Here is a 12281-nt window from a genome sequence, read left to right on the forward strand (position 1 = left end):
TTATCTCAAGAATTTATATATTTAACTGAATGTAATCAGTAACTCGTTGATTTAATAAGTGCACATTGGTGAGGAAATTCTCAAACTTTACACTCCATTTTGATATAATTTTTATTAATAATTATTATTTTTTAAAAAAACCTTGACTTATATCATTAAGTACACTATACTTAACCTACAGCTTAAGGAAAACCTTAGTTGATAATATCGCGGGATGGAGCAGTTGGTAGCTCGTCGGGCTCATAACCCGAAGGTCGTAGGTTCAAGTCCTGCTCCCGCAACCATAGAAAAAACATCCTAAATAATTTAGGATGTTTTTTAGATTTAATATCCATTATTTATCTTTTATATGTTTAAGATTTTACTCTGTTTAGTGTTATTTTCCTAAACTATTCCAACGTTCATATACCTCGCTCAATTCAGAAAATGAACTTACTTTATCTTTTCCCTTAATTGCACCTCGAAGACGTGCCAAAGTAAAACTAAATCCATTAATCTCATCTCTTTCTAAGCTAAATTGAACTCTCCTAACAATTTTATTCCATGCTTGATCTAATCTTTCGATAGTGCTATTAGCTTCTTCCCATTTTTCATCACTAATATTTTTATTTAAAACTTGAATAAGCTGTGGTACATTGTCATTTTGACTAAAAGAATTCTTAAGATAGTTTCCACTTAGCATTATTAGTATAAAACAAATTATTGTAACTATTGGTATTGAAACTATAAAAAATTTTCTCATTTTATTTCACCTTTCTTAGTAAGGTCCTTTGTAATCCCCTATATCAGTAACTTTTTTAATATGATCTTTGTACTTATCAATATATAAATTTCCTCCTGGGTCTAAAGTTAAAAGAAACACCTCTAACGGATCATTTATTCCATATTTTTTTAGTTCCTTTAGTAGCCATTTTGTGTCCTTATTAAGTTGTCTCAAATTTTCTTCTATAATCATTCCTTCATAAATTATTTCTGTGCCTATGCCAGGTGTTTTTGCCTTAATATTAATATCTTTTAACGTTAAAGGTAAATACTCCGGCTTCTTAAGAATTGAAATATCTCCATTGGGCTCTATTATGGCATAGGCCACTTCATTAAGATTAAACACTTCTTTGTTTCTGAGTAATTCTAAAATCTCTGCTGCCGTATACCTCATTTTTTTCAAAACATCTTCCATTATCTTCCCATCCATTATTACAATAGCTGGTTCTCCTTCCAAGTACTTAGCTGCATACCTCCACTTTAAACTTAAAAGCTCCATTAAATATCCTAGTACAACCCAAGTTACAAGTCCTACCCAGTGCGGCCATGCCCTACTTGATAAATCTGTAGTCAGTGTAGCTGCAATAGATCCAATTGTAATACCTAGAATGTAATCAAAAAATGTCAACTGACTTATTTGCTCTTTTCCTAAAATTCTTGCAAAGATAAGCAGTGAAAAAAAACCTATAATTGCTCTAACAAAAACAACTAATCCTTCATTCAAAGTATTACCTCCTTATTTCCTACTCTCTATTTAAACTATTCTACATAACTTCTTTGCCATATTGTTCATCAACATATTTTCCCATTTACCTGTATAGTATCTCCTCTTAATATAAAATTTATATAGCATAAATATAAATAAGACTATAAAAAGGAGAGCATATATAGATCTTTATACAAATCTATATATGCTCTCTTATTACTTACTTAATATACTATTTGCTCATTCCTGTATAAATGAAAATTGCATCTCTTAAGAACTCTGCTACTCCAGGTCGCTCCTTATCATAGTAAGCTTTAAATCTTTCATCATCAACATACATTTGAGCAAGACCAGCATGTGCTTCCTTGCTGTACTCACTCCAAAAATAAGTAAGCCATTTCTTGTGTAAATCAGCTGCCTTTTGAGCTATATCACTAGATGGATCACCACTTTCAAAAGCTTCCGCTAAGGCTTTCTTCACTTGATTTTCAAGACTTGTCACCTCATTATATTGTTCCTCTGTCATGTTCATTACCTTTGCATTTGACTTTTCAATAGTATCATTACCATACTTTTCTCTTATTTCCTTACCATATTTATCCTCGTTGTCATCAACCATCCTTTGTTTAAATCCTTCAAATTTTTCTCTATCACTCATAGTAATTCTCCCTTCCGTTAAGGCAATTGTTTTATCAACATTTGAAATCAATAAATCTAATTGATTTCTCTTTTCAAGAAGCTGGGCGCGATGTTCTTTCAGTGCTTTTGCTCCATCAAAGGATGGTGCAGTTACTATATTTTTTATACTTTCTAAACTTACACCTAATTCCCTGTAAAATAATATTTGCTGCAATCTATCAACTTCCGCTTGACCATATATACGATATCCTGATGAATTAATTCTTGCCGGCTTAAGAATTCCTATTTCATCATAATATCTAAGTGTTCTGGTACTTACACCTGCTATTTTACTTAGTTTTTGCACTGTATATTCCACGTGCTTTCACCTCCTGACAAAATAAATATACACCTTTACGTAACGTTAATGTCAATAACCTTTTTTAAATATTTTACTTCTTTTTAGTGATAAAAATAATGAATAAGGGTATGATACTACAAATGTATCATACCCTTGTTTATTTTTGTTAGTTACTTATTAAACACAGGATCATACCCAACCACAGTCCATATTCCTGTGCTATCTTGTCTTACAAGTCTTTGTAGATACACCCTTCTAATAGGAGCTGTATCTCCTAGCACTTCTACAATTGCTTCCTTCTCAGTGTTTTTTACTATTTTAAGATTTTCATATTTAATAGGATAATCCCCTTGAATACCTTCTGGAGAAATCTTTAAGCTTACAAAAACTTGAGTTACAAATACTGGGTCTAACTTCCATGGTGAATGCCCTGCATCAACGCTCTTTTGATTATTTTTTTCCCTCTCTAAATCAACAGGAACTTTAACTTGTGGGTTATCTGCAAATTCACCTACTGATGATTGATCTGCTATGCTACTAGTTAGAGTCTTTATACTCTCTACTGCGTATGCAATATTAGTTTTTCCTATAGGCACTATAGTATTTAATATAATACTTAATGTAGATATCACTGCAACGTAAGATATTCCATAAAACCACTTTTTTCTTAATTTATTCTCTCTATCACTCATAGGCCTATTCCTCCATTATTTAATAATCTCTTTTTAGTATTTTCAAGGTTTTTATTATAAATTCTTAGGATATCTTGTAAATATCTAAAAGGGTTTTTATTTTATTATTTATTTTATTAATATCTACAGAATTTATTATTTCATCCTTCAAGTTGTACTTTTGTTTTAGTTTCAATATTCTATAAACACTTTCGTCTATTCTTCCTTCTGATATTTCCCCATTTGATACTGCACCTTTCAAAGCATTAATTACTCCTATTTCATTATTATAACCATGCCCAACTAATATAATATCAGTTCCAGCATTTACTGACTTTACCGCAGCCTCTCCAAGATTATAGTTTTTAATTATTGCACCCATAGTCATCTCATCGGTAATTACAACACCATCAAATCTAAGACTATTTCTTAATATATCTGTAATAATAGTTTTTGACATAGACGAAGGATTTTCACTATCAATCTTAGGTAAAAGTATATGTGCAATCATTACCATATCAGCACCATTTTCTATAGCTTTATTAAAAGGTATCAGTTCAAAGCTTTGTAATCTATCTAAATCATTATTTACAGTTGGAAGTCCTACATGTGAATCTACTGAAGTATCACCATGTCCTGGGAAATGCTTCACTACAGGGATAATATTTTCTGATTGGATTCCTTTCATGGTTTCAACACCTAAACTGCTTACAATATCAGGGTTTACTCCAAAGGATCTACTACCTATAACTGGATTTTTAGGATTACTGTTAACATCTAAAACTGGTGCAAAGTTCATATTAAACCCAAAGGACTTTATTTCATTAGCAATAGTTCTGCCAATCTTATTTGAAAAATCTTTATCATTTATTTGACCAATTGCTTTATTAGTGGGAAATCTTTTAAACTCCTTAGGCATCCTTGTTACTTTTCCTCCTTCTTCATCCAGAGAAAAAAATAGCGGAATTTTGTTATCTGCATTTTCCTTTTTCAATGAGTTAACTAAATTAAGTAGTTGTTCAGTACTCTGAACATTCTCATCAAATATTATAAATCCTCCTACCTTATGCTCTCTTATAAGCTTTTTAGAATTATCACTTAAATTATATCCATCAACACCTACCATAAGCATTTGACCAATTTTCTCATCTAAAGTCATTGTATTTATCTTTTCTGCTATAGGATCAACTTGCTTAATAATTTTAATTGTTTTAGCATCAGCTTGAACAGGATAGGATTCTCTTACAGGCCCTTCAAATATAATTTCTACTTTTGTCCCTTTTTTCAAGTCACTTTTCTCCAATTCTTCTTTGGTATCCTTATCATAAATTTTGGTTTTCTCTCCAATGAATACACTAGCTTTATCATGCTGTGTGTCCTGTTCTAAGTTTCCTTCTACTAATATTCCTATTATTTTACTGTTATCGTCTAATGATACTTCTACTATTTCCCCTCTTATTCCTATCTTTTCTTCAACGCTTTTCTTAGTACAACCAGCCACACTAAGTAATAAAAAAACACTAACTAGTAATATTATCTTCTTTATCATAATCTTAACCTTCCTGTAACTTTTATTTTACCTATATATACGTAAATATAATAAAAATGCCCTCTTCTATTATAGATACTAATAAATTCAACAACTGTTATATTTTTACCCAATTGTAGGTTTGTTATATCATCTTTAAAATTTATTATAAAAGTGTATACTATTCTTATGATAAATTTTTGTAAGGGTGGTGTTTTGATGAAAGATCTAAAAGTATTTATAACAGATTGGTGTCCTCATTGCAGACGAGCAATTAATTGGATAGATGAGGTAAAAGAAGAAAATCCAAAATACAGAGATATTAAAGTGGAAATAATAGATGAAGAAAAGCATCCTGATATATCTAAGCAGTATGATTATTATTATGTTCCTACTTACTATGTTGGAAATAGCAAAGTTTATGAAGGAGGCACTACTAAGGATATTGTTATACAGGCCTTTGAGGAAGCCGCTAAATAAATAAAAAGTTTTATATATTTATGGAGCAAAAAAAGCTATGAGTTTTTAAACCCATAGCTTCATAAATAACATTATAAATACCTCTTTTATCTAGCAATCCAATAATACTATAATTCAGGCTTAGAAACTGGCATTCCAGCCTCAATAAGTTCTTTGTTTTTCATTAAGAAGAAACCTTGAACAACTAGTAGCACTCCAGTTCCAATAAGCATCCATTCTATAGCAACGGCATCAGCCAAAGGCCCAAACACAAGCATGGCAAGAGGCATGGTGATACTTGATATCATCCCTAAAACACTGAATACTCTACCTAGGAAATTTTCTTCTACTTTCTCCTGCAATAAAACCGTAGCAGGTGTATTAAAGGCAGGCATAACAGCGCCAAATAAACACATGAAACTTAAATATACCCAAAAGTTTGGAACAACTCCAAGTGCAAAGGTACATATTCCCATGATAAGGCTTGATAGCGTCATTGTATGAGTTCTATTTTTAAAGCCTCCCCAAGATGCTATAATGATACCACCTAACATCATACCAACTGAAAAAGTGATTTCAACTGCCGTTAAACGCCAAACATCATCACCAAAACTACGTGCCACCTGCAGAGGTGTTAAAAATGCAGCTGGTGAAACTAATGCATAAAAAATCGCACAAAATACAAAGAATCGCTTAACATATCCATGATTTTTAATGTAGTTATAACCTTCGACCATATCACTAAAATAGCTAGTCTTTTGTTTTTCTAATGCTTTTGCATGAGATGGAACCTTTAAAAATAAAAGTAATATGGAAACCGCTATAGCTGCTGTAATAACATCTATAAAAAATATCGATTCTATGGTAGCCATATTTAAAAGAGCTCCACTAATCATAGGTGATACCAACATAACCAATGATTGTATACTGCTGTTTGTTGCATTGACCTTAGTAAGCTTATCCTCTGGCACAAGTTGTGGAAGAAATGCTGATATAGCTGGAGTTTGCACTCCTGAACCCACGGAACGCACTGCAGATGCCACAAAAAGCATCCATAGTGAATCGTATCCTTTTAAAAATAATATAGCTAAAATAAGTGTTGATATTGCAATCAAAGAATCTGATAACATTATAAGCACTTTTCGATTATAGCGGTCAGCCCATACCCCTGCAAAGGGTGAAAGAAAAAAGGTAGGTACAAACCCACAAATAATTGATATAGCCATCATTACGCCAGATTGTGTTTGTAATGTAATATACCATGTAATTGCATATTGAACCAGCATAGATCCAAAGAGAGATATAGTCTGACTAGCTAAAAAAAGTGTTATATTTCTTTTCCAATTATTATTCATACAGTAAATGTTCCTCCCAGTCTTTTTTATAATTAAAGACTACTTATTTTTTAAATACTTTCTTTTAATTTTTTTACTTTAGTTAGTACTTCATGATATTCCTTATCTAGTAATGCAACATCATCTTTTTTTGATGGCATTGATAGTCTTCCTATAAGTTCAGAAAGACGATTTTGTAATACAAAGATTTGTTTTTCAATTTCAGATTTATTATTATCTACAATTTTATTTTTACTAGCTAAATATTCCTTGTAGTTTTTATTAAACATATTTATTTTATAGTTTTCTATGATCATTATCTGATTTGCAACAGACTCTATAAATCTTCTATCATGAGAAACAAATAGTAAGGTTCTATCATACTCCTTAAGTGCAGTTTCTATGACTTCAAGAGAATTTATATCCATATAGTTAGTAGGCTCATCTAATATAAGTAAATTAATATCCTGAAGCAGCATTTTTGCAAAAGAAACCTTAACTCGTTCTCCTCCACTTAATACGTTTATTTTTTTATAAATGTCCTCTCTTTTAAACAACAATCTTGCCAATAATATTCTAGCAAAGGTTTCATTATATATGCTGCTTTCCATTACATTTTCTATTATAGTTAAGTTTTCTTTTAAAATACTCATATCTTGGCTAAAGTATCCTATCTTTGCTCCCTTTGCAATTTTTATAGAATCATCATTATTCATTATCATTTTAATTAGAGTACTTTTGCCACATCCATTATATCCAATTAATGCTGTCTTTGATCCATTGTATATATTGAATTCAGCATTATTGAATATAACCTTCTTTCCAAAGGATTTATTTATATTGCAGCCTTCTATAATCATTTTACTATGAAGCTTGCTTGAATCTATAATGTTCAGCTTAATTCCCTCTTCTTTCTTAGGCTTTTCCTTAACTTCAAGATGCTCTATTCTTTTTTCAACATTTTTTACTGCCCTCTCAAGACTTGCTTTTGCCTTTTGTCCTCCCATCTTATGGAGCCTTGCTTCGGAATTCCCCATTCGCTTAGGTGTTCTTTTTATACTCTTTACCTTTTGCGCTGTATCAGTAATCACTGCTTCAAGCCGTTTTTTTTCTTTCACATAATCATCATATTCAAATTCAGCTCGTTCTCTTTCTTGGGTTTTTTGAGCAACGTAGCTACTATAATTGCCATTATATATTTTTATTCTTCCATCCTCTACTTCCAATATCTTATTACAAAGCTTATCTAAAAAGTTTCTATCATGGGATATTAGCACTAATGCACCTTTGTACTCACCAAACTTTTTCTCCATAAGCTCAATGCCTTCTATATCCACATTACTAGTAGGTTCATCTGCAAATATCAATAAGCTGTTATTGCTGAAACCATCTGCAAGTTTAAATCTGGTCTTTTCTCCTCCACTCATATTCTCATCCCAAGTATTTTGAACACCAAACTTTGAAGCCATTTCATTACTAATGTTTCTATTTTCAGGTTCTTCTAACTGAGATATATATGAGTACCTTTCATATAGCTTAACCCAACCTTCATCTAGTTCTATCCTTCTACTTAGTATATTAATCAAGGTGGTCTTACCTACTCCATTTGACCCTATAACTCCTATTCTATCTTCAGAATAAATTTTTAAGTTTTCTACATCTAGCACCAATCTATCGCCAAAATATTTTTTAATATTACTGCATTCCATTAACAACATAAAAAATCCCCTCCTTGTAACTTGGAGAGGATAGCGTAATAACTATATAATAACCTAAATGTAACCCAAATCAAATCTGAACTCATGTAAGAATAAAGTGATAATACAAATATATGATCTTTCGTAAATCACTTAATCCTCTAACAATAAGAAGATAAGTTTCATATACCAGTACATATCAAGATTTAATTAGCTAATTAAGGCTAAAATTTCATTATATAGACAAACTATCAACAGTTACAAAAACACTATCCACTCTCAAATTTAATAAAATGCATGACAATAAAGCCTTTATCAAAACTTTATTTAAATTTTCATTTTACATCATTAAAAGTGAATTACATTCTCATTTCTGCCAATACCTTGCCCTTTCCTAAAATAAAATTTATTGATATTCAATAAGATTATATAGTTAACTTACATAATTGTCAACTCATGGATGCCATTTATTTATTTCTAAATAAAACTATTTCCTCATACATAGAATGCGAGGAATAACAGTAAGATATAAATAATTTATACTTTCACTATGAAAAATAGTTACCACTACTTTAGAACATATAAGACCTAGTGCAATTCCTGTAATAACATCTAATGGGTAATGGACATTTAAATAAATTCTAGAAAATGCTATTAATGAAGCTAAAACAACTGCCATAATGCTTAATTTACTGTCCATCATGATGAGTATGCCTGATGCTGCAAATGAAGATGCGGTGTGTCCTGACGGAAAGGAATAGGTTATGGGTTTCGATATTAATAGTTTATTTATCTTCATATGTTCAAAAGGCCTTGTCCTTTTTATAATATGCTTTATTATTCCCTCTCCAATAATAGTAACTAAAATTATAGAAGCAATTACCATATAACCTTCAATTCTATAATTCTCGTTTTGTATTAAATATATTGAAATAATTGCCCACACCATGGCACCATTACCTAAAGAAGTAATTAGCGGCATTATTTTATCAAGCACTTTACATCTAATTTTTTTGCTTAATAAATTCAACATTTTTCTATCAATAATTTGCAAGTAAGCTATCATACAGTAATCACTTCCTTCCTATATTTTTATTTAAATTTAAAAACATATTAACTATTATATTATATATATTAATTCTATCATAGTTTTTAATGATGTTTTAGTTATAAAATCAAAAATTTACTTAAGAAAATCTTAATTTTACTATGAAAATTATTATTTCATCTTTAAATTTAAAATTTAATTGAATTGCTTAACTACAACTCTTTTTTATATAATAATTTGCTCTTTTACCTAGAAAAGTAACAATGTAATTTATATTTTAAATGTTAAATATTAAAATTTTGTTAGAAACACATTAAGGTTTATTAAGAAAATTAATGTTATACATTAAAAGAATGATTTTAATAATAAATATTTTTATTTATAATACTTATGTATTTCAGGAGCAATATCAGTGCTTCTACATATTATAAAATGAGTGGCTAAAAAGATATTATTTTTATTTATGAATAAAATTCTTTTTAGCTTTTGTGTAATAATGTGGAGGGATTAATTATCATGGGGGAACCCAAAAATAAGTTCAGAAAAACTATGTTACTTATCTTAACTTTTTTTGGAACTTTACTTAGTATGTACTTAGCAATGTCCATATATTTTATGAATCGTTTTTACTTTGGCACTACAATTAACTGTATTAATGTTTCCGGGAAAAATATAGAGGACGTAAATAAACAAATGAAATCTGAACTTAGCTCCTATGTACTACTTTTAAGAGATGAAAATGGTATAGAAGAACAAATTACAGCATCCGATATTGGTTTAAAATATATCAATAACTCACATGAGAAAATTAAAAGTTTAAAAACTAATCAAAACCCTTTTCAATGGATTTATGGTATTTTTAATAAAAAAGACTTTAAATTATCTGATATAATTTCCTATGATGAAAAATTGTTAAAAAAATCTATAGATAGTCTCTCTTGTTTTAATCCTGATACCATAATTAATCCTAAAAATGCTAGTTTTCAATTTACGGATAATGGTTATAAGATTATAAAAGAAGTTGATGGCAATAAAGTCAGTAAAAATATATTATACAATCATATTGTTGATGCAATTATTAAAGGAGAAAATACTGTAGATTTAAAAACGATAAATTGTTATGAAAAACCTCGGTATACTTCAAATTCTAAAGAAATACTTGCCATCAAAGACATGCTTGATAAATATGTGTCCACAAAAATCACATATACCTTTGGTCAGAGTACGGAAATTTTAGATGGTACTATAATAAACACCTGGATTAATGTGGATAACAATTTGAAAGTAACATTTGATGAAATAAAAGTTAAAAACTATATAGATACTTTAGCAAAAACTTACGACACATTAGGCAGTACAAGAAGCTTTATTACATCATCAGGAAAATCAGTATCAGTTAGTGGTGGTGATTATGGGTGGTCAATTAACAAATCTAAAGAAGTTCAGGACATAATTGCAGCTGTAAAGAATGCAAAATCTATAACTAAAAAACCAGTATATAATCAAACTGCACTATCTCATGGCATTAATGATATTGGAAATACTTATGTAGAAATCAATCTATCGAGGCAATATCTATGGTTTTATAAAAATGGCTTTCTTATTGTAGAGGGAAGTGTTGTTACAGGAAATGTGAGTAGTAGCCATTCAACACCTTCAGGTACTTATAAATTGAAATATAAACAAAAGGATACTGTCCTCCGCGGAGTTGATTATGCTGCACCTGTAAGTTACTGGATGCCTTTTAACGGAGGCATTGGTATTCACGATGCAAATTGGAGAAGCACATTTGGCGGAAATATATATTTAACAAATGGTTCTCATGGATGTATAAATGCTCCCTACTATGTAGCAAAAGCAATATTTAACAATATCGAAGCAGGAACTCCAATTATCTGCTATTATTAATTTAACTAAAATGGGCTGTCTCAAAATAATTTTTAATTATTCTAAGATAGCCCTTCTTTGCCATTATTAAACTAGAATTTTAAAACTAGGCAGCCTTATGTTTTGACTCTTTACATTCATTTATTGCTGCTCTATATATCTCTTCAACCATATCATTTGTTTTATTATATTCACTTACAAGCTTTTTTGAATACTCTCGTCTAAATTTCTTACTAAATAAAATTTTTAATAATCTCATATCCTTATCCTCTCCTCATAAATTCTATATAAATATTCTAAATCTCAATTATGAAGTGATGATGAAGATATAAACTTAATATATTTATTTTTTACTAATAATCATGTGCAGCCTTATCTTATGAAATTCATGAATACTTTATCTTCTCTTTGACTTTCTTCTATATTATCTTTACCAGAATGAATTAACTTCATAAGCCAAGACATATTTTTACCTAGAACTCTCATAATTTGCATTCCTTCTTCATCTTGGGTTGCTTCACCTAGTTCTGTACCATGTACTACATTCCAGTAGTTTGATGTAGGCATTACCATTTCTGAATAGTTAATATAGTTATTTAGTTGGTCAAAGGTTGGAACCCCTCCTGATCTTCTAACTGCAACAACACTAGCGCCTACCTTATGTCTAAGCATTCCGCTATTTACTGATGTTACAAGAAATGCTCTATCTAAAAATGATTTCATGGTTCCTGCAATAGCTGAATAATGTACAGGAGATCCTAGAATAATTCCATCAGCCTCTTTCATTTTTTGAATCCATCCATTGACTTCATCATTTTCTATAACACATCTTTCATTCATATTTCTACTGCATCCACCACATGCTAGGCATCCACGTATTACTTTGTTCCCTACATGAATAATTTCTACTTCTATATTTTCTTTTTCTAACTCATTAGCTACAGCTTTTATGGCCTCATAAGTATTTCCACTTTTTCTAGGACTTCCGTTAAAAGCAATTACTTTCATTATATATAATACCTCCATAAAAATTATTATATTTAAATCTTTTCAGATCATGCCATTATTATATGGTTCAGTAATTTAATTAACAAGTACGCACTTTTTTGTTAGATAACTTACCTTTAGGTAAGATTTATTGTAATATGTATATTTAGGCTATGCGATAAATTTTATATTGATAATTTTTTTAGTATATAATATAACTATA

12 protein-coding genes and 1 tRNA gene are annotated in these 12281 nt (G+C 29.9%); 3 read left to right on the plus strand and 10 right to left on the minus strand.

What is annotated here, in order from left to right; translation table 11 throughout:
- Window positions 1-208 precede the first annotated feature (208 nt).
- A tRNA-Met gene (locus tag JOC70_RS13820) sits at window positions 209-284 on the plus strand.
- A gap of 92 nt (window positions 285-376) precedes the next feature.
- On the opposite strand, the gene JOC70_RS13825 is transcribed toward JOC70_RS13820, so the two are convergent.
- From JOC70_RS13825 to nagZ, 5 genes are all read right to left on the minus strand, one after another.
- Window positions 377-742 carry a DUF4363 family protein gene (locus JOC70_RS13825; protein WP_204599479.1) on the minus strand — a complete coding sequence of 122 codons (366 nt, stop codon included), beginning with the start codon at window positions 740-742 and terminating at the stop codon, window positions 377-379.
- A 15-nt stretch (window positions 743-757) separates the two neighbouring features.
- Window positions 758-1486, minus strand: a complete 729-nt coding sequence (locus JOC70_RS13830) for a DUF421 domain-containing protein (RefSeq protein ID WP_204599480.1) — start codon at window positions 1484-1486, stop codon at window positions 758-760.
- A gap of 214 nt (window positions 1487-1700) precedes the next feature.
- On the minus strand, window positions 1701-2465 hold the full coding sequence (locus JOC70_RS13835) for a TipAS antibiotic-recognition domain-containing protein (RefSeq protein ID WP_204599481.1): 765 nt from the start codon (window positions 2463-2465) through the stop codon (window positions 1701-1703).
- Between the two features lie 152 nt (window positions 2466-2617).
- Window positions 2618-3139, minus strand: coding sequence for a hypothetical protein (locus tag JOC70_RS19215; protein WP_243429138.1), 522 nt, complete (start codon window positions 3137-3139; stop codon window positions 2618-2620).
- A 64-nt stretch (window positions 3140-3203) separates the two neighbouring features.
- Entirely contained in the window at window positions 3204-4667 is a 1464-nt protein-coding gene (gene nagZ, locus JOC70_RS13845; protein WP_204599482.1) for a beta-N-acetylhexosaminidase, read from the minus strand.
- Window positions 4668-4865: 198 nt separating this feature from the next.
- Here nagZ and JOC70_RS13850 point away from each other — a divergent pair, with 198 nt between their 5' ends.
- Entirely contained in the window at window positions 4866-5126 is a 261-nt protein-coding gene (locus JOC70_RS13850) for a thioredoxin domain-containing protein (protein ID WP_204599483.1), read from the plus strand.
- A 107-nt stretch (window positions 5127-5233) separates the two neighbouring features.
- Here JOC70_RS13850 and JOC70_RS13855 read toward each other — a convergent pair whose 3' ends face one another.
- The 3 genes from JOC70_RS13855 to JOC70_RS13865 form a co-directional block, all read right to left on the minus strand.
- Window positions 5234-6460, minus strand: coding sequence for an MFS transporter (locus JOC70_RS13855; protein ID WP_204599484.1), 1227 nt, complete (start codon window positions 6458-6460; stop codon window positions 5234-5236).
- A 50-nt stretch (window positions 6461-6510) separates the two neighbouring features.
- The gene (gene abc-f / locus JOC70_RS13860) at window positions 6511-8157 is read right to left on the minus strand and encodes a ribosomal protection-like ABC-F family protein (RefSeq protein ID WP_204599485.1); all 1647 of its coding nucleotides are present in this window, start codon (window positions 8155-8157) and stop codon (window positions 6511-6513) included.
- A 466-nt stretch (window positions 8158-8623) separates the two neighbouring features.
- Entirely contained in the window at window positions 8624-9202 is a 579-nt protein-coding gene (locus JOC70_RS13865) for a phosphatase PAP2 family protein (RefSeq protein WP_204599486.1), read from the minus strand.
- 498 nt (window positions 9203-9700) lie between these two features.
- On the opposite strand from JOC70_RS13865, the gene JOC70_RS13870 reads away from it, so the two are divergent.
- On the plus strand, window positions 9701-11092 hold the full coding sequence (locus JOC70_RS13870; RefSeq protein ID WP_204599487.1) for a L,D-transpeptidase family protein: 1392 nt from the start codon (window positions 9701-9703) through the stop codon (window positions 11090-11092).
- An 85-nt stretch (window positions 11093-11177) separates the two neighbouring features.
- Here JOC70_RS13870 and JOC70_RS13875 read toward each other — a convergent pair whose 3' ends face one another.
- A complete protein-coding gene (locus JOC70_RS13875) occupies window positions 11178-11330 on the minus strand; it encodes a hypothetical protein (RefSeq protein WP_204599488.1) in 153 nt (50 codons plus the stop codon).
- A gap of 113 nt (window positions 11331-11443) precedes the next feature.
- The gene (locus JOC70_RS13880) at window positions 11444-12079 is read right to left on the minus strand and encodes a flavodoxin family protein (RefSeq protein ID WP_204599489.1); all 636 of its coding nucleotides are present in this window, start codon (window positions 12077-12079) and stop codon (window positions 11444-11446) included.
- Between the last annotated feature and the right edge of the window lie 202 nt (window positions 12080-12281).

The organism is Clostridium pascui (assembly GCF_016908015.1).
Taxonomy (GTDB): domain Bacteria; phylum Bacillota; class Clostridia; order Clostridiales; family Clostridiaceae; genus Clostridium_AK; species Clostridium_AK pascui.